The sequence below is a fragment of the Pseudomonas sp. Irchel s3b2 genome, from assembly GCF_900187445.1.
Taxonomy (GTDB): Bacteria; Pseudomonadota; Gammaproteobacteria; order Pseudomonadales; family Pseudomonadaceae; genus Aquipseudomonas.
This window is the reverse complement of sequence record NZ_FYEB01000002.1, coordinates 544,589-562,370: the sequence shown is the minus strand read 5'-3', so window position 1 is coordinate 562,370 and position 17,782 is coordinate 544,589. Positions and strand designations below refer to the sequence as shown.

Annotated in this window: 16 protein-coding genes; 13 read left to right on the top strand and 3 right to left on the bottom strand. The window is 58.3% G+C overall.

Annotation, left to right across the window (positions count from 1 at the left end):
- Positions 1-48: 48 nt before the first annotated feature.
- From CKW20_RS09390 to CKW20_RS09340, 11 genes are all read left to right on the top strand, one after another.
- Positions 49-2,847 (top strand): LPS-assembly protein LptD, encoded by a 2,799-nt coding sequence (locus CKW20_RS09390; protein WP_095052674.1) that lies wholly within the window; start codon positions 49-51, stop codon positions 2,845-2,847.
- Positions 2,828-4,144 (top strand): peptidylprolyl isomerase SurA, encoded by a 1,317-nt coding sequence (gene surA / locus CKW20_RS09385; protein ID WP_141228929.1) that lies wholly within the window; start codon positions 2,828-2,830, stop codon positions 4,142-4,144. Before CKW20_RS09390 ends, surA begins: the two co-directional genes overlap by 20 nt.
- Complete coding sequence (pdxA, locus tag CKW20_RS09380) at positions 4,141-5,130, top strand: 4-hydroxythreonine-4-phosphate dehydrogenase PdxA (RefSeq protein ID WP_095052673.1); 990 nt, start codon at positions 4,141-4,143, stop codon at positions 5,128-5,130. The genes surA and pdxA overlap by 4 nt, the downstream gene beginning before the upstream one ends.
- A complete protein-coding gene (gene rsmA, locus CKW20_RS09375) occupies positions 5,127-5,945 on the top strand; it encodes a 16S rRNA (adenine(1518)-N(6)/adenine(1519)-N(6))-dimethyltransferase RsmA (RefSeq protein WP_095052672.1) in 819 nt (272 codons plus the stop codon). Before pdxA ends, rsmA begins: the two co-directional genes overlap by 4 nt.
- Before the next feature lie 115 nt (positions 5,946-6,060).
- Positions 6,061-6,441, top strand: a complete 381-nt coding sequence (gene apaG / locus CKW20_RS09370) for a Co2+/Mg2+ efflux protein ApaG (RefSeq protein WP_095052671.1) — start codon at positions 6,061-6,063, stop codon at positions 6,439-6,441.
- On the top strand, positions 6,441-7,322 hold the full coding sequence (locus CKW20_RS09365; RefSeq protein ID WP_095052670.1) for a symmetrical bis(5'-nucleosyl)-tetraphosphatase: 882 nt from the start codon (positions 6,441-6,443) through the stop codon (positions 7,320-7,322). Before apaG ends, CKW20_RS09365 begins: the two co-directional genes overlap by 1 nt.
- A gap of 33 nt (positions 7,323-7,355) precedes the next feature.
- A complete protein-coding gene (gene glpE / locus CKW20_RS09360; RefSeq protein ID WP_030130002.1) occupies positions 7,356-7,685 on the top strand; it encodes a thiosulfate sulfurtransferase GlpE in 330 nt (109 codons plus the stop codon).
- A 297-nt stretch (positions 7,686-7,982) separates the two neighbouring features.
- Positions 7,983-9,905 carry a PrkA family serine protein kinase gene (locus tag CKW20_RS09355; RefSeq protein ID WP_007904259.1) on the top strand — a complete coding sequence of 641 codons (1,923 nt, stop codon included), beginning with the start codon at positions 7,983-7,985 and terminating at the stop codon, positions 9,903-9,905.
- Between the two features lie 204 nt (positions 9,906-10,109).
- Entirely contained in the window at positions 10,110-11,381 is a 1,272-nt protein-coding gene (locus CKW20_RS09350; protein WP_038981246.1) for a YeaH/YhbH family protein, read from the top strand.
- Positions 11,378-12,940, top strand: coding sequence for a SpoVR family protein (locus tag CKW20_RS09345; RefSeq protein ID WP_095052669.1), 1,563 nt, complete (start codon positions 11,378-11,380; stop codon positions 12,938-12,940). Before CKW20_RS09350 ends, CKW20_RS09345 begins: the two co-directional genes overlap by 4 nt.
- A 64-nt stretch (positions 12,941-13,004) precedes the next feature.
- Positions 13,005-14,234: a multifunctional CCA addition/repair protein gene (locus CKW20_RS09340; protein WP_095052668.1), complete on the top strand. Its 1,230-nt coding sequence runs from the start codon at positions 13,005-13,007 to the stop codon at positions 14,232-14,234.
- A gap of 101 nt (positions 14,235-14,335) precedes the next feature.
- Here CKW20_RS09340 and folK read toward each other — a convergent pair whose 3' ends face one another.
- Complete coding sequence (gene folK / locus CKW20_RS09335) at positions 14,336-14,854, bottom strand: 2-amino-4-hydroxy-6-hydroxymethyldihydropteridine diphosphokinase (RefSeq protein WP_095052667.1); 519 nt, start codon at positions 14,852-14,854, stop codon at positions 14,336-14,338.
- The gene (gene folB / locus CKW20_RS09330; protein ID WP_095052666.1) at positions 14,845-15,201 is read right to left on the bottom strand and encodes a dihydroneopterin aldolase; all 357 of its coding nucleotides are present in this window, start codon (positions 15,199-15,201) and stop codon (positions 14,845-14,847) included. Before folB ends, folK begins: the two co-directional genes overlap by 10 nt.
- A 74-nt stretch (positions 15,202-15,275) precedes the next feature.
- Between folB and plsY the strand changes: the two genes are divergently transcribed.
- Entirely contained in the window at positions 15,276-15,845 is a 570-nt protein-coding gene (plsY, locus tag CKW20_RS09325; protein ID WP_095052665.1) for a glycerol-3-phosphate 1-O-acyltransferase PlsY, read from the top strand.
- A gap of 23 nt (positions 15,846-15,868) precedes the next feature.
- Here the strand turns inward: plsY and tsaD are convergent, their stop codons facing one another.
- Positions 15,869-16,894 (bottom strand): tRNA (adenosine(37)-N6)-threonylcarbamoyltransferase complex transferase subunit TsaD, encoded by a 1,026-nt coding sequence (gene tsaD / locus CKW20_RS09320; protein WP_095052664.1) that lies wholly within the window; start codon positions 16,892-16,894, stop codon positions 15,869-15,871.
- Positions 16,895-17,093: 199 nt separating this feature from the next.
- On the opposite strand from tsaD, the gene rpsU reads away from it, so the two are divergent.
- On the top strand, positions 17,094-17,309 hold the full coding sequence (gene rpsU, locus CKW20_RS09315; protein WP_002551877.1) for a 30S ribosomal protein S21: 216 nt from the start codon (positions 17,094-17,096) through the stop codon (positions 17,307-17,309).
- Positions 17,310-17,782: the final 473 nt, after the last annotated feature.

Genomic DNA, 17,782 nt, shown 5'->3' with positions numbered 1-17,782 from the left:
CGGCCCACACCGCGGGCAGATGGCACGCAGGAAGCCCGGACTAATAAGATGGCATTGAAATCCCCCGCGTTTCGTAAAAAATTTCCGTTGTTGGTCACCGGCAGTCTGCTGGCCCTGCAACCCCTGGCCACGTCGTTCGTGGTCGCCGCGGAACAGTATGACTGCTCAGTCTCTGCTTCGGGTGCCTGGGACTGTGCGCCAAAGGCGCCGGCTGCGGCATTGCCACCCCGTCCTGTCCATGACGGCAGCGCCGTTTCCGCCACCGGTGAAGCCCCGGCAGACACCGGTTCCAGCGCAGACACCGGTGCCAAACCTGTGCTGGTTACCGAGTCCAAGGGCCGCGGCCTGAAGTCGCGTAGTGAAGACTACAGCCACCTCGACTGGGTTCCACGCGAGAAGCTCACCGCAGCGCAATTGGCAGAAACCGGTCCTTACTGCTCTGGTTCCTATATCGAACCGATTCGTCCTGGCATGAATGACAAGACGAATAAAAGTGACGCTCCGACCTTTCTCGGGGCCAAAGCCTCTCGCTATAAGCAGGATGAGCAGGTCGCAACCCTGGCCGGTGACGTGGTCATGCGTCAGGGCAGCATGCAGGTCGAAGCCGACGAAGCGAACCTGTATCAGGCCGAGAGCCGTGGCGAACTGAGCGGCAACGTCCGTGTTCGCGACAACGGCGCACTGATCGTGGGCGACCACGCCGACGTGCAGCTCGACACTGGTGAAGCCAAGGTCGACAACGCCGAATACGTGATGCACAAATCGCGTATCCGCGGTAACGCGCTGTACGCCAAGCGTGCCGAGAACGCGATCATCCGCCTCAAGGATGGTACGTACACCACGTGCGAACCGGACAGCAACGCCTGGCAGCTCAAGGGCAACAACATCACCTTGAACCCGGCCACCGGTTTCGGTACCGCGACCAACGTGACACTGCGGGTCAAGGACATTCCGGTTCTGTATACGCCGTACATCTATTTCCCGATCGACGACCGTCGCCAGTCCGGCTTCCTGCCGCCGACCATCGGCACCGGCAGCGATACCGGCTTCCTGCTGGTCACCCCGTATTACTTCAACCTGGCACCGAACTACGATGCCACGTTGTATCCGCGCTACATGAGCAAGCGTGGCCTGTTGATGGAAGGCGAATTCCGCTACCTGACCAAATCCAGCGAAGGTCAGTTCGGCGCCGCGTACCTCAACGACGAGAACGACGATCGCAAGCTGCAGAGTGAATACGAAAAAACCCGCTACATGTACAACTGGCAGCACAAGGGTGGCCTCGACTCGCGCGTCTTTACGCAAGTTGACTACACCAAGATCAGCGATCCGTATTACTTCCAGGATCTGCAGACCGACCAGATTGGCGTGAAAAGTTCCGACTACGTGAACCAGCAGGGCTCTGTCAGCTATCGTGGCGACAGCTATACCGCTCGTTTGAACGCCCAGGCTTATCAACTGGCGACCGTTTCGAACATCACGCCGTATGATCGTTTACCGCAGATCACCTTCAATGGTCAGCTGCCATATCATCCGGAAGGGTTGAATTTCGATTACGAGACAGAGCTGGTGCGGTTTGAGCGTGACCTGCTCGATGGGAACTACGTAAACGAAGACGGCACGGTCGCACCGCGTCTTGATAACAACGTACAAGGCCTGGCACGAGCCAACGGCAACCGCTTGAACCTCAAGCCGGGTGTCAGCCTGCCGCTGGACTGGACTTATGGTTTCTTGAAACCATCCCTGAAGTACCAGTACACACAATACGATCTGGATCTGGATGGCACCGGCAAGAGCCAGATTGCTGCGCAAAGTGCAGAGGCGGACCGACTCAACGGTACTTACAGTCGTAACCAGAACCGTGGGGTGCCGATCGCGAGCATCGACAGCGGCCTGTATTTCGATCGCAACACTCAATGGTTCGGCAAAAACTATCGCCAAACCCTCGAGCCGCGCTTGTTCTACCTCTATGTCCCAGAGACTGATCAGGAAGACATTCCGGTATTCGATACAGGCGAATACACCTTCAACTACGCCTCGCTGTTCCGCGACAACCGCTTCTCCGGCTCCGACCGTGTCGGTGACGAGAACAAGCTGTCGCTGGGCGTGACCAACCGCTGGATTGAAGACAACGGTTTCGAACGCCAACGCATCAGCGTCGGTCAGGCCCTGTATTTCAAGGACCGCGAAGTCCAGTTGCCAGGTATCGATGCGAAAACCCGCGACGACGCACAAGCCAATGTTTCGCCTTATGCGCTGGAATACGAATACCGTTGGAACCGCGATTGGCGCACCACCGCCGACTACAACTGGGATCCGGATAGCGGCAGCCCTCGCTCGGGCAGCGCGATGTTCCACTACCAGCCTGAAGACAACCCGAACAAGGTCATCAACGCCGGTTATCGCTATCGCAATGACCAGGTTCGTTATGACCAGAACACCGGCAAATGGTCGGTGGGTGGCGGTGACTATGGTACCCCGGGCACTCCTGGCTACGTGAAGGACTACTACAAGATCAAGCAGCACGACTTCTCGGTGATCTGGCCGATCGTGCCGCAGTGGAACGCCATCAGCCGCTGGCAGTATGACTACAACCGCAACCGTACCCTGGAAGCCTTCGGTGGTTTCGAGTACGACAACTGCTGCTGGAAACTGCGCCTTATCAACCGTTACTGGGTCGACTATGAAGAGTTCAGTCAAGCCGCCCCGGAAAACGAAAAAGGCGACCACGGCGTCTTCCTCCAAATTGTTCTGAAGGGACTCGGCGGCCTCACTGGCGCCAAGGTAGAGAGCTTCCTCGACAAAGGCATCCAAGGTTATCGTGAACGTGAAGACCAAGCTTTCTGATTGTCTGCGCCCGCTGATGCTGGGCGCGCTGTTCCTGGGTACCGCGGCCAACGCCGCGGTACAGTCCATCGATAAAGTGGTGGCCATCGTCGACAACGACGTGGTCATGCAAAGCCAACTGGACCAGCGTGTCCATGAAGTTCAGCAAACCATCGCCAAACGCGGCGCTGCCGTACCGCCTGCAGGCGTACTGGATCAGCAGGTGCTCGAGCGTCTGATCGTCGAAAACCTGCAACTGCAGATCGGCGAACGCTCCGGCATCCGCATCACCGATGAAGAATTGAACCAGGCAGTCGGCACCATTGCCCAGCGCAATAACATGTCGATCGAACAATTCCGCGCCGCCCTGGCTCGCGACGGCCTGTCTTATGACGACGCTCGCGACCAGATCCGCCGCGAAATGGTCATCAGCCGTGTGCGTCAGCGCCGTGTAGCGGAACGCATTCAGGTGTCCGAGCAGGAAGTGAAGAACTTCCTGGCATCCGACCTGGGCAAGATGCAGCTGTCCGAAGAATTCCGTCTGGCCAACATCCTGATTCCTACGCCGGAAAGCGCCAACTCCGACGCGATTCAGAATGCCGCCAAACAAGCCGACGCGGTTTACCAGCAACTCAAGCAAGGCGCTGACTTCGGTCAGTTGGCAATCGCCAAATCCGCCAGCGAAACCGCGCTGGAAGGCGGCGACATGGGCTGGCGTAAAGCCGCTCAACTGCCACCTCCGTTCGATCGCCTGCTGAGTACCATGGCGGTGGGTGACGTGACCCAGCCAATGCGTACACCGGGCGGCTTCATCATCCTGAAGATCCTCGACAAACGTGGCGGCGAAGCCCAGGTGCGTGACGAAGTGCATGTGCGTCACATCCTGGTCAAACCAAGCCCGATCCGCGACGAAGAAAAAACCAAAGCCCTGGCTCAATCGCTCTACTCCCGTATCGAAGCGGGCGAAGATTTCGGCGAACTGGCGAAAAGCTTCTCGGAAGACCCAGGTTCCGCCCTCAATGGTGGTGACCTGAACTGGATCGACCCGAATGCACTGGTGCCTGAATTCCGCGAAGTGATGGCCAAGACCCCACAAGGTCAGCTGTCCAAGCCGTTCCAGACCCAATATGGCTGGCACGTTCTGGAAGTCCTTGGCCGCCGCGCCACTGACAGCACCACCCAGGCCCGTGAACAGCAAGCGATGACCGTACTGCGTAACCGCAAATACGACGAAGAGCTGCAAACCTGGCTGCGTCAGATCCGTGACGAAGCGTATGTAGAAATCAAGCTCCCTGGTGCAGACCAGGCAACACCGTGAAACCCAAGCGTTTCGCGTTGACCCCCGGCGAACCGGCCGGCATAGGTCCCGACCTGTGCCTGCTGCTCGCCTCGCAAGCCCAGCCATACCCTCTGATTGCCATCACCAGCCGCGACCTGCTCATCGAGCGGGCCGCGCAGCTGGGCGTGGTTGTCGATCTGCTGCCGGTAACGCCGGACAGCTGGCCGGACGCTCCCGCACCTGCCAACAGCCTGTATGTGTGGGATACACCACTTAACGCCAAGGTCATCGCCGGGCAACTGGACAAAGCCAATGCGGCTTTCGTCCTGGAGACCCTGACGCGTGCTGGTCAAGGCTGCCTGGATGGGCATTTCGCCGGCATGATCACCGCCCCTGTGCACAAGGGCGTGATCAATGAATCCGGCATCGCCTTTTCCGGGCACACGGAATTTCTTGCGGACCTGACCCATACCGCGCAAGTGGTGATGATGCTCGCCACTCGCGGCTTGCGCGTGGCACTGGTCACAACTCACCTGCCCCTTCGCGAGATTGCCGATGCAATCACACCGGAGCGTCTGGAGCGGGTCACACGGATTCTGCACGCAGACCTGCAAGAAAAATTCGGCATCGCCCAGCCTCGCATCCTGGTTTGCGGGCTTAACCCGCACGCCGGTGAAGGCGGTCATCTGGGCCATGAAGAAATCGACATCATCGAACCTACATTAGAGCGCCTGCGCGGCGAGGGCATGGACCTTCGCGGTCCCCTGCCCGCCGACACTCTGTTTACCCCCAAATATCTGGAGCACTGCGACGCGGTGCTGGCGATGTACCACGACCAGGGCCTGCCCGTGCTGAAATACAAAGGCTTCGGCGCAGCAGTCAACGTGACCCTCGGCTTGCCGATCATCCGCACGTCAGTCGACCACGGCACCGCCCTGGATCTGGCTGGCAGCGGCAAAATCGATACCGGCAGCCTGCAAGTCGCCCTGGAAACCGCCTACCAGATGGCCGAGACCCGTTTATGACCGAGCATTACCAACACAAGGCGCGCAAGCGCTTCGGCCAGAATTTCCTGCACGATGCCGGCGTTATCGACCGCATCCTGCGTTCCATTCATGCCAAACCCGAAGACCGCCTGCTGGAAATCGGCCCGGGCCAGGGTGCATTGACCGCAGGCCTGCTCAACAGTGGCGCCCAGCTGGACGTGGTGGAGCTGGACAAGGACCTGATCCCGATCCTCAACCAACAGTTCGCCGGCAAGAGCAATTTCCACCTGCATCAGGGCGACGCGCTGAAGTTCGACTTCAACAGCCTGAACGCCGCGCCGAACAGCCTGCGAGTGGTCGGCAACCTGCCGTACAACATCTCTACACCACTGATTTTTCATCTGCTGCACAACGCCCACCTGATTCGCGACATGCACTTCATGCTGCAAAAGGAAGTGGTCGAGCGCCTGGCGGCGGGGCCTGGTGGCGGTGATTGGGGTCGCCTGTCGATCATGGTTCAGTATCACTGCCGGGTCGAACACCTGTTCAACGTTGGCCCGGGGGCGTTCAATCCGCCGCCGAAAGTCGATTCGGCCATCGTGCGTCTGGTGCCTCACGCAGTACTCCCACATCCAGCCAAAGATCACAAACTGCTGGAGCGCGTCGTGCGCGAAGCCTTCAACCAGCGCCGCAAAACATTGCGCAACACTCTCAAATTGTTGCTGAGCAACGCTGAAATCGAAGCCGCCGGCGTCGATGGCAGCCTGCGCCCCGAGCAGCTCGATCTGGCTGCCTTCGTGCGCCTGGCCGACAAGCTCAGCGAACAAGTCCTACAAAAGCCTGCCACCGACTGACAGGCGATGAGCGCTATCGGGTAGGACGCCACTCTGGTTTACTACCCGATACTTGGCCTAGACTGAGTTCTATCAGCTACGCCCCGCGTCCCGCTTCGTTTCTAAGGCCTTTTGCATGTCCGATCCTCGTTATCAGGTCGACGTCAGCGTCGTCACCCGCTATCTGGCAGAACAATCGCAACCCGAGCACAACCGCTTTGCCTTCGCCTACACCATCACCGTGCAAAACAATGGCCTGCTACCCGCCAAACTGCTTTCACGGCATTGGGTGATCACCGACGGTGACGGGCATGTCGAGGAGGTTCGCGGTGCGGGCGTCGTCGGCCAACAGCCGTTGATCGACGTGGGCAAGAGCCACACTTACAGCAGTGGCACAGTGATGACGTCCAAGGTCGGCACTATGCAGGGTACCTACCAGATGCTCGCCGATGACGGTAAACACTTCGATGCCATCATCGCACCGTTCCGTCTGGCGGTACCCGGAGCGCTGCACTGATGGCGACGTATGCCGTCGGCGATTTGCAAGGTTGCCTTGAACCTCTGCAGTGCCTGCTAAAACAAGTCGCTTTCAACCCTGCAAAAGATCGTTTGTGGCTGGTGGGTGATCTGATCAATCGTGGCCCACAGTCGCTGGAAACCTTGCGTTTCCTCTATAGCATCCGCGAGTCGCTGATCTGCGTACTTGGTAACCATGACCTGCACTTGCTGGCCGTCGGGCAGAACATCGAACGCCTGAAGAAAGCCGACACTCTGCGCGAGATCCTTGAAGCACCCGATTGCGCGGAGCTGCTGGAGTGGGTTCGGCAGCAAAAGCTCATGCACTACGACGAACAGCGCGATATCGCCCTGGTCCATGCCGGCATCCCGCCACAATGGTCGCTACGCAAAGCCTTGAAGTGCGCCGCCGAAGTCGAAGAAGCCCTGCACGACGATAACCGCTTCGCGCCTTACCTCGACGGTATGTACGGCAACGAGCCGGTGAAATGGAACAACGACCTCAAGGGCGCGGCCCGGCTGCGAGTCATCACCAACTATTTCACCCGCATGCGCTTCTGCACTAGCGACGGCAAACTCGACCTCAAGGGCAAGGAAGGCATCGACACCGCACCGCCGGGTTATGCGCCGTGGTTCACCCACAAGGAGCGCAAGACCAGAGGCCTGAAGATCATCTTCGGCCATTGGGCGGCGCTCGAAGGCCAGTGCAACGAGCCAGGTCTGTTTGCGCTCGATACCGGTTGCGTCTGGGGTGGCGCCATGACCCTGATGAACGTCGACACCTTTGAGCGCCTGCAATGTAAATGCGATGCCCATGGCCACACTCGGCCGGCTGTCGCCGCCTCCATTCCCGAACAAACGTCAGCCAGCGCCCCGCGCTAGACTGCGCTTTCAGCCGAGCCACAGGAGCCCGCCATGAGCGAATTCAAACGTATCCCCCCAGAACAGGCCCAAGCCCTGCGCGAACAAGGCGCGGTGGTGGTCGATGTCCGCGATCCGGCAACTTTTGCTGCGCTGCACATCGCCGGTTCGAAGCATCTGGACAATCATTCTCTGCACGCTTTCATTCAGGGCGCGGACCTGGATGCGCCGACGGTAGTGGTCTGCTATCACGGCAATTCCAGCCAAGGCGCGGCTGCTTATCTGATCAGCCAGGGCTTCTCCGACGTCTACAGCATGGACGGCGGTTTTGAGCTGTGGCGTACGACCTATCCTTCGGAAACGGCGCAAGGCACTTCCGAATAATTTTTTTCAAGGCGCGCAAGGCCCGGTCCCCGTGGGCTCGCGCGCTGACTGACGAACGGTCTGCCACAACTAATTACTTATTGCGCCTTTACCTTCAAGATTCCGAACTATCCTTAAGCGCAGGCCATCCAAAACAGGGGAGAGCCGGTACACCGGCGCGCGGGTCATCGGGAGTAGCTTTCGGGGTTGATACCCTGAAGGTGTTCTGGGGGGTAAACAGCAACTGCATATTCAGTTGCTTGCCAGCATCGACTGACTGATCCGGCGTCGGCTCCACGTATCGAGCGAGGTGACGTCATGAGTATCTTTAGCCACTTCCAACAACGCTTCGAGTCCACGCGCCAGGAAGAACTCTCTCTGCAAGAGTACCTGGAGCTGTGCAAAAAGGACCGCAGCGCCTACGTTTCCGCAGCTGAGCGTCTTCTGCTGGCCATCGGCGAACCGGAGCTGCTCGACACCTCGACCAACTCGAGGCTGTCGCGAATCTTTTCCAACAAGGTGATCCGCCGCTATCCGGCCTTTGAAGACTTCCACGGGATGGAAGAATGCATTGACCAGATCGTGTCGTATTTCCGCCATGCCGCTCAGGGCCTGGAAGAAAAGAAACAGATCCTCTACCTGCTTGGCCCTGTCGGTGGCGGTAAATCGTCCCTGGCCGAGAAGCTCAAACAACTGATCGAGAAAGTGCCCTTCTACGCAATCAAGGGCTCGCCGGTTTTCGAGTCGCCTCTGGGTCTGTTCAACGCCACCGAAGATGGCGCGATCCTCGAGGAAGATTTCGGCATTCCGCGGCGCTATCTCAATACCATCATGTCGCCATGGGCCACCAAGCGCCTGGCCGAATTCGGCGGCGACATCAGCCAGTTCCGTGTGGTGAAACTCTATCCGTCGATCCTCAACCAGATTGCGGTCGCGAAAACCGAGCCGGGCGATGAAAACAACCAGGACATCTCGGCACTGGTGGGCAAGGTCGATATTCGCAAACTGGAAGAATTCCCGCAGAACGACGCCGATGCCTACAGCTATTCGGGAGCACTGTGCCGGGCCAACCAGGGCCTGATGGAGTTCGTCGAAATGTTCAAGGCACCGATCAAGGTGCTGCACCCATTGCTGACCGCTACCCAGGAAGGCAACTACAACAGTACCGAAGGTCTGGGGGCGATTCCGTTTACCGGGATCCTGTTGGCCCACTCCAACGAATCGGAATGGCACACCTTCCGTAACAACAAGAACAACGAAGCCTTCATCGACCGGATCTATATCGTCAAAGTACCGTACTGCCTGCGCGTCAGCGACGAAGTGAAGATCTACGACAAGCTCCTGTTCAACAGCTCGCTGGCCAAGGCCCATTGCGCGCCCGACACTCTGAAAATGCTCGCTCAGTTCACCGTGCTCTCGCGCCTCAAAGAGCCGGAAAACTCCAACATCTACTCCAAGATGCGGGTGTATGACGGCGAAAACCTCAAGGACACCGATCCGAAGGCCAAGTCGATCCAGGAATACCGCGACGCAGCGGGAGTCGACGAAGGCATGAACGGTCTGTCGACCCGCTTCGCCTTCAAGATACTGTCGAAGGTCTTCAACTTCGATCCGCACGAAATCGCCGCCAACCCGGTGCATCTGCTCTACGTGCTGGAACAGCAGATCGAACAGGAACAATTCCAGGCAGAGACCCGCGAACGCTATCTGCGCTTCCTGAAAGAGTATCTGGCGCCGCGTTATATCGAATTCATCGGCAAGGAGATCCAGACTGCCTATCTCGAGTCTTACAGCGAGTACGGCCAGAACATCTTCGATCGCTATGTGCTGTACGCCGACTTCTGGATTCAGGATCAGGAATACCGCGATCCGGAAACCGGTGAGATCCTTAACCGCGTAGCCCTGAACGAAGAACTGGAGAAGATCGAAAAACCGGCGGGCATCAGCAATCCGAAGGATTTCCGCAACGAAATCGTCAATTTCGTACTGCGCGCCCGAGCCAACAACAACGGCAAGAACCCAACCTGGCTCAGCTACGAAAAACTGCGGGTGGTTATCGAGAAGAAAATGTTCTCCAACACCGAGGATCTACTGCCGGTCATCAGCTTCAACGCCAAGGCCAGCAAAGAGGACCAGCAGAAGCACAACGACTTCGTCACACGGATGGTCGAGCGGGGCTACACCGACAAACAGGTACGACTGCTGTCCGAGTGGTACTTGCGGGTCAGAAAATCACAGTAACCCGCTGCCGGTCAGACCGGTTGTCGTTAGCCCGAGGCCTGTTTACGCTTTTTCTGTTACACAGGCCTCTGGAGGTGTCCGAAATGCGGTAGCGAGATTCAGGCAGCATCAAAGCGCTTGGAGGGAGCGTGAATACCCCCAGGCTCCGGCTTGATATGCTGCGTTAACGCTCGCCCCTTTCAGGACAGCTTCTAAGGAGCAGTCATGAGCTATGTGATCGACCGACGTCTCAATGGCAAGAACAAGAGCACGGTAAACCGCCAGCGGTTTCTGCGGCGCTACCGTGATCACATCAAAAAGGCCGTCGAAGAGGCGGTCGGCCGGCGCTCCATTACGGATATGGAACACGGCGAGCAGATCAGCATTCCCGGCCGTGACATCGACGAGCCAGTGCTTCACCACGGTCGTGGCGGCAAGCAAACCATCGTGCACCCGGGCAACAAGGAATTCACCAGCGGCGAGCACATTGCCCGTCCGCCCGGAGGTGGCGGCGGCAGAGGTCCCGGCAAGGCCGGTAACACGGGTGAAGGGATGGACGAGTTCGTCTTCCAGATTACCCAGGAGGAATTCCTTGAATTCATGTTCGAGGATCTTGAATTGCCAAACCTGGTCAAACGCCACCTGACCGGCACCGACACCTTCAAGACCGTACGCGCAGGCATCAGCAATGAGGGCAACCCGTCACGGATCAACATTATCCGCACGCTGCGTTCGGCACATGCCCGGCGCATTGCCTTGTCTGGCAGCAGCCGGGCGAAATTGCGCGAAGTCAAAGAGGAACTGCTGCGGCTTAAACGGGAGGAACCGGACAACTTCGGCGATATCCAGGAGCTCGAAGCAGAAATCGAGAAACTCAGCGCGCGCATTCACCGAGTGCCATTTCTCGACACCTTTGACCTCAAGTACAACCTCCTGATCAAGCAGCCGAACCCCAGCTCCAAAGCAGTGATGTTCTGCCTGATGGACGTGTCCGGCTCCATGACTCAGGCGACCAAGGACATCGCCAAACGCTTCTTCATCCTGCTGTACCTGTTTCTCAAGCGGAACTACGACAAAATCGACGTCGTGTTCATCCGCCACCACACCAGCGCCCGTGAAGTGGATGAGGAGGAATTTTTCTATTCCCGGGAAACCGGCGGCACCATCGTCTCCAGCGCCCTGAAACTGATGCAGGAGATCATGGCCGAGCGTTATCCGAGCAATGAATGGAACATCTATGCCGCCCAGGCGTCCGACGGCGACAACTGGAACGACGATTCGCCGATCTGCCGCGACATTCTGATCAATCAGATCATGCCGTTCGTGCAGTACTACACTTATGTTGAGATTACCCCGCGCGAACACCAGGCCCTGTGGTTCGAGTACGAACGCATCGCCGAAGCCTTCTCTGACACTTTTGCCCAGCAGCAACTGGTCTCGGCCGGTGATATCTATCCGGTCTTTCGTGAACTCTTCCAGCGCAGGTTAGTAACATGACCGCCAAAGAGCAGAAGCGCCAACCCATTTCCACCGGCTCCGAATGGACATTCGAGCTGATCCAGGCCTACGATCGCGAAATCAGTCGTCTCGCGGCCCGCTACGCGCTGGATACTTATCCCAACCAGATCGAAGTGATTACCGCCGAACAGATGATGGACGCCTACGCTTCTGTCGGCATGCCGTTGGGTTATCACCATTGGTCCTATGGGAAACACTTCCTCAGCACCGAAAAATCCTACAGCCGTGGCCAGATGGGGCTGGCTTACGAAATCGTGATCAACTCGGACCCCTGCATCGCCTATCTGATGGAAGAAAACACCATCTGCATGCAGGCGCTGGTGGTGGCTCACGCCTGCTATGGCCATAACAGCTTCTTCAAAGGCAACTACCTGTTCCGCACCTGGACCGACGCCAGCTCGATCATCGATTATCTGGTGTTCGCCAAGCAGTACATCATGCAGTGCGAAGAACGCCACGGGATCGACGCGGTAGAGGACTTGCTCGATTCCTGCCATGCGCTGATGAATTACGGGGTCGACCGTTACAAACGCCCTTATCCGATTTCCGCCGAAGAAGAACGCCGTCGGCAGAAGGATCGGGAAGAGCATCTGCAGAAGCAGATCAACGATTTGTGGCGGACCATTCCAAAAGGCGCGGACAAGTACAGCGACAAGGACAACGCGCGCTTCCCCGCCGAACCTCAGGAAAACATCCTGTACTTCATCGAAAAACACGCCCCGCTGCTGGAACCCTGGCAGCGCGAAATCGTGCGGATTGTGCGTAAGATCGCCCAGTATTTTTATCCACAACGCCAGACCCAGGTGATGAACGAAGGCTGGGCCACGTTCTGGCACTACACCTTGATGAACGACTTGTATGACGAAGGCCTGGTCACCGATGGCTTCATGATGGAATTCCTGACTTCCCATACCAGCGTGGTCTTTCAACCTGGCTTCGACAGCCCTTACTACAGCGGCATCAACCCCTACACCCTGGGTTTTGCCATGTATCGCGATATCCGGCGGATATGCGAACAGCCCACCGAAGAGGACTATCGCTGGTTTCCGGAAATCGCCGGCACCGACTGGCTGTCCAGCATCAAATTCGCCATGAGCAGCTTCAAGGACGAGAGTTTCATCCTGCAGTACCTGTCACCCAAGGTGATCCGCGACCTCAAGCTGTTCAGCATCCTCGATGACGATCAGAAGGACGATCTGCTGGTTCCGGCGATACACGATGAAGACGGCTATCGAACCATTCGTGAAACCCTGGCGGCGCAATACAACCTGGGCAATCGCGAACCCAACATACAGATCTACAGCATTGACCGACGTGGCGACCGCTCCCTGACCTTGCGTCACCAGCAACACGACCGCAAACCGCTGGGCGACTCCACCGACGAAGTGCTCAAGCACCTGCACCGCCTCTGGGGCTTCGACATTCACCTGGAAACCCTGCAAGGAGATCAGGTAATGAAAACCCATCATGTTCCGCCCCGAAGCGAACATGGCGAGGGGGATTACGGTCGGCTGGACTTGGCAGTCATTCACCTCTGATCCTGTTTTCTGCCTCCGGAAGTTCGACGCAAAGGTTATTCTGTCGGGCTAACGGAGGTTTTTTATGCAGATTTATAAAGTCGGTGGAGCGGTCCGCGATCGCCTGTTGGGCAAACCTGTTACCGATATCGACTGGGTCGTTGTGGGCGCCACCACCGAAGAAATGCTCGCCAAGGGCTTTCGTCCGGTGGGCGCGGACTTCCCGGTGTTTCTTCACCCAAAAAGCGGTGAGGAATACGCTCTCGCCCGCACTGAACGCAAAAACGGACGCGGCTACGGCGGCTTCATCTTTCACGCCAGCCCCGACGTCACGCTCGAAGAAGATCTGATTCGTCGCGACCTGACGATCAACGCCATGGCCGAAGACGATCAACAGAACCTGACCGACCCTTACCACGGTCAACGGGATCTCGAGGCGCGCCTGCTTCGTCACGTTTCCCCCGCGTTCGCCGAAGATCCTCTCCGGGTTTTGCGTGTTGCCCGCTTCGCCGCGCGTTACGCGGAACTGGGTTTCACCGTCGCCCCCGAGACATTGGAGCTGATGCGTCAACTCAGCGAGTCAGGTGAACTGGAGGCATTGACTCCCGAACGCAGCTGGAAAGAAATCGCCCGCGCGCTAATGGAAGACCAACCCCAGGTGTTCATCGCGGTGCTGCGCGAGTGCGGTGCTCTCAAGGTGCTGATGCCAGAAGTCGACGCACTGTTCGGCGTACCGCAACCCGAAGCCCATCACCCGGAAATCGACACTGGTGTGCATACCCTGAGCGTGCTGGAGCAAGCGGCCCTGCACAAACAACCACTAACCGTACGCTGGGCCTGCCTGCTGCATGACCTGGGCAAAGGTTTGACGCCCGAGGAAGAATGGCCCCGCCACATCGCCCACGAGCACAAAGGCCTGAAGCTGATCAAAGCGGTCAATGAGCGCTTCAAGGCACCGAAGGACTGTCAGGAACTGGCGCTGCTAGTGGGCGAATATCACACCCATGGCCATCGTGCTCTGGAGCTGAAACCATCGACCTTGCTGGAGTTGCTGCAGAGTTTCGACGTCTATCGTCGACCTCAGCGCTTTGAGGAGTTTATCGCGGCGTGTGAAATGGACGCTCGGGGACGCAAAGGCCTGGAGCAGAGAAGTTATCCACAGGCGGATTATTTACGTGGAGCAGCAACTGCGGCGCGAAGTGTTGCTGTTCAGCCATTGCTGGAGAAAGGGTTCAAGGGACCGGAGTTGGGCGAGGCGATCAAGGGCGAGCGGCTCAAGGCGTTGAAGGCTTACAAAGCGGCGGCGTCAATCTGAAAAGCTTCGCGGGCAAGCCTCGCTCCTACAGGTTGGTGCCGATTATGTGAACGGCGCCAGGCCTGTAGGAGCGAGGCTTGCCCGCGAAGACGCCAGCAGGGTCAGAGCAAATTCAAAGGGGTCAGCTGCTCACCGCGCCACTCAAAAGCCACCGGCGCCAACACCTGATCGATCTGCGCCTCGCGCCACAGGGCTGCAAAGCTCTTGCCTACGCCCGGATGCACTCTGTCCGGCGCAATCAGCGACAATGGCCATAGCACGAAAGCATTTTTCAGAATCTCTGCACGCGGCAAGATCAAACCATCGAAGTTGCCCACCATGTCGCCGAACAGCAGCACGTCGATATCCAGCGGCAAGCCCTTGCGGTCTGGCGCGTAACGACCGTTATCCGCTTCGATGAATTTCAACCGTCGATCCAGCTCCATCAACGGCAGATCGGTGAAGGCCGAAACCACAAAGTTGAAAAACGGGCCGCTCTTTATCCCCACCGGCTGGCTTTCGAATACCGCCGAGCAGTGCATATCCACCAGGAAACCCGCCAGGGCGTCCAGGCCTGCCTGCAAATGGGATTCGCGCTCGATATTGCTACCGAGCCCGAGGTACACCTGAGTCAGCGACATCCGCGCTCGATCTCCACGCCCACACCACCCGTGGCAGCCGGGATGGCACCTGGCTTGGTCAGTTTGAGGCGCATCCAGGTGATCTTGAATTCGCTCATCAGCACTTCAGCCAGACGCTCGGCAAAGGTCTCGACCAGCTGGAACTGCGCCTGCTCGGCGAACGCCTGAATGCGCGACGAAACGCTCGCGTAGTCGAGCGCCAGGATCAAGTCATCACCAGCGGCAGCCGGCCGATTGTCCCAGGCGAAGCTCAGATCAAGTCGCAGACACTGTCGGATGCCTCGTTCCCAGTCGTAGGCACCGATCACGGTGTCGACTTCCAGGCCCTCGATAAACACTCTGTCCAAGCACTTCTCTCCACTGCACGACAAGGGCGCAATGCGCCGTTAGAATCAGGGCGTCCTCGCCCGGAATAGTTAGCATGTTTTGGTTACTGGCGATCCTCGCCTACCTGCTCGGCTCTCTGTCCTTCGCCATTTTGCTCAGCCGCCTGACCGGTAACCCCGATCCGCGAATGAGTGGCTCGGGCAATGCCGGCGCCACCAACATGTTGCGTCTGGCCGGCAAGAAACTCGCCATCCTGACCTTGCTCGGCGACCTGAACAAAGGCCTGCTGCCCGTGTTGATCGCGGGTGCGATAGGCCTTTCACTGCAAGAACAGGCCTGGATCGGCGTCTGTGCCGTTATCGGTCACCTGTTTCCGCTGTACTTCCGCTTTCGCGGTGGCAAGGGCGTCGCCACTGCGGCCGGCATGCTGCTGGGGCTCTACCCGCCCGCCGCGCTGCTGGCGCTCTGCGCCTGGCTGCTGACGTTCTACCTGACCCGCACCAGCTCACTCGCAGCCCTGATTGCCACACCACTGACCCTGCCGCTGCTTGCCTGGCAAGAACCGGCGGCATTGCTGCCCATGACCGCGCTCACGGGCCTGATCGTCTGGCGTCATCGCGGCAATCTACGCGACCTGTTTGCCGGGCGCGAACGGCATTTTTAAATACCGCACGTGAGCACCGCTCATCACAGCGCCGACAACTGCTCCATCGGCCAGCGCGCCTGCACGCTGATCGCCAGGCTTTCATGCTGACCGGCCTGCAAGCGCTGGCAGCCGGCAAACGCAATCATCGCGCCATTATCGGTGCAGAACTCCGGACGGGCATAAAACACATCGCCCTTCATGTCGCCGAGCATTTTCTCCAGAGATGCCCGCAGCGCTTTATTGGCGCTGACGCCCCCTGCGATCACCAGACGCTTGAGCCCCGCCTGTTTAAGGGCACGCTTGCACTTGATGGTCAAAGTCTCCACCACGGCCTGTTGGAACGCCAGCGAGATGTCGCAACGAGCTTGCTCGCTGTCGTCCCCGGCATTGACGCTCTGCTGCCAGGTGTTCAGAGCAAAGGTTTTCAGGCCGCTGAAGCTGAAAGCCAAGCCTGGGCGATCACACATCGGACGCGGAAACGTGAAACGTCCTGCAACGCCCTGCTCCGCCAGACGAGCGATCTCCGGGCCGCCCGGATAATTGAGCCCCATCATTTTCGCGGTTTTATCGAAAGCTTCGCCGGCAGCATCGTCGAGGGTCTCGCCCAAGAGCGTGTATTGACCGATCCCGTCGACCTGAACCAGCTGCGTATGACCACCTGACACCAACAAAGCGACGAACGGGAACTCCGGAGGTTGCGACTCCAGCATCGGCGCCAGCAAGTGACCTTCCATGTGGTGCACGCCCAAGGCCGGAATACCCCAGGCAAAGGCCAGCGCCTGGGCGCAGGAAGCCCCCACCAGCAAGGCTCCGACCAGGCCAGGACCCGCGGTATAAGCGATGGCGTCGATCTCGGTCGGCACACAATCGGCCTCGGCCAAGACCTGACGAATCAAGGGCAGCATGCGCTTGACGTGATCGCGCGAAGCCAGCTCCGGCACCACGCCGCCATAGGCACGATGCAGATCGATCTGACTGAATAGCGCGTCGGCCAACAACCCGCGTTCACTGTCGTAAAGTGCGACACCGGTTTCGTCGCAAGAGGTTTCTAATCCCAGTACTAGCATGGGTTTGCGCCTTGTAGAGGCTGAATTCGAAGGCGCGCATAATAGTCGTCGCGTGATGCCCCGACCAGCGGTTTTCGATCAGAGGCTTTGCATTCCGAGCGATGAGGGGTTAACATCCGCAACCCTTAAAAACCGACGTCTTCAAGTGCTCTTTTGCCGCGAGGATGTTGACCCCGGTAATGAATGAAGGTAGCTCTGGATGCCAGCCGTCAAAGTAAAAGAGAACGAACCCTTCGACGTAGCTCTGCGTCGTTTCAAGCGCTCCTGCGAAAAAGCCGGTGTACTGGCTGAAGTTCGTAGCCGCGAATTTTACGAGAAGCCAACTTCTGAGCGTAAGCGCAAAGCAGCAGCCGCTGTTAAGCGTCACGCCAAGAAAGTTCAGCGCGAACAGCGCCGCGCCGTTCGTCTGTACTAATACACAGACGACCGTAGCAAGCTTCTGCCAAGCCCGGCCCTCAGCCGGGCTAATGGCATTTGCGGACATCGCTTGATGCTTCACCGTCAAAGCCGCAGACGCGACCGAGACAAATCTGCTTCACAACGTCAGACCTGGCTCTTTTGCCAGCGGTGCACGTCTTTTCTGACGAGCCTTCCAAGGCTACTGACGAGCACACCCACTGATTCCTCTCACGACGATCAGCCCAAGGCGCCTTCTTGCGCGCCCGCTTATGAGCTATCCGAGGCCAATGACTGGCTGTTGTCGGATTCAGCGAAACACTTTCAAATAGTCGAATACTGATTGGTACTCATGTCAGTGGATTTTCGGCAGATACACTTCCCGACAGCGATACGCAGACGACACCGGTCGAGCCGCACACCCTGCGCGCCTCAAACAACGACCCGCATTCGGCCGCCCTTCGTTTTGGGTCCATTTCAGCGCAGATGACG

What these genes read in the sequence shown, in the direction of transcription:
- folK (WP_095052667.1), bottom strand. Translation starts at nt 14,854, where the DNA reads ATGTCGCTGACTCAGGTGTACCTCGGGCTCGGTAGCAATATCGAGCGC.
- tsaD (WP_095052664.1), bottom strand. Translation starts at nt 16,894, where the DNA reads ATGCTAGTACTGGGATTAGAAACCTCTTGCGACGAAACCGGTGTCGCA.
- CKW20_RS09350 (WP_038981246.1), top strand. Translation starts at nt 10,110, where the DNA reads ATGAGCTATGTGATCGACCGACGTCTCAATGGCAAGAACAAGAGCACG.
- CKW20_RS09390 (WP_095052674.1), top strand. Translation starts at nt 49, where the DNA reads ATGGCATTGAAATCCCCCGCGTTTCGTAAAAAATTTCCGTTGTTGGTC.
- CKW20_RS09355 (WP_007904259.1), top strand. Translation starts at nt 7,983, where the DNA reads ATGAGTATCTTTAGCCACTTCCAACAACGCTTCGAGTCCACGCGCCAG.
- apaG (WP_095052671.1), top strand. Translation starts at nt 6,061, where the DNA reads ATGTCCGATCCTCGTTATCAGGTCGACGTCAGCGTCGTCACCCGCTAT.
- glpE (WP_030130002.1), top strand. Translation starts at nt 7,356, where the DNA reads ATGAGCGAATTCAAACGTATCCCCCCAGAACAGGCCCAAGCCCTGCGC.
- rpsU (WP_002551877.1), top strand. Translation starts at nt 17,094, where the DNA reads ATGCCAGCCGTCAAAGTAAAAGAGAACGAACCCTTCGACGTAGCTCTG.
- CKW20_RS09365 (WP_095052670.1), top strand. Translation starts at nt 6,441, where the DNA reads ATGGCGACGTATGCCGTCGGCGATTTGCAAGGTTGCCTTGAACCTCTG.
- rsmA (WP_095052672.1), top strand. Translation starts at nt 5,127, where the DNA reads ATGACCGAGCATTACCAACACAAGGCGCGCAAGCGCTTCGGCCAGAAT.
- plsY (WP_095052665.1), top strand. Translation starts at nt 15,276, where the DNA reads ATGTTTTGGTTACTGGCGATCCTCGCCTACCTGCTCGGCTCTCTGTCC.
- CKW20_RS09340 (WP_095052668.1), top strand. Translation starts at nt 13,005, where the DNA reads ATGCAGATTTATAAAGTCGGTGGAGCGGTCCGCGATCGCCTGTTGGGC.
- CKW20_RS09345 (WP_095052669.1), top strand. Translation starts at nt 11,378, where the DNA reads ATGACCGCCAAAGAGCAGAAGCGCCAACCCATTTCCACCGGCTCCGAA.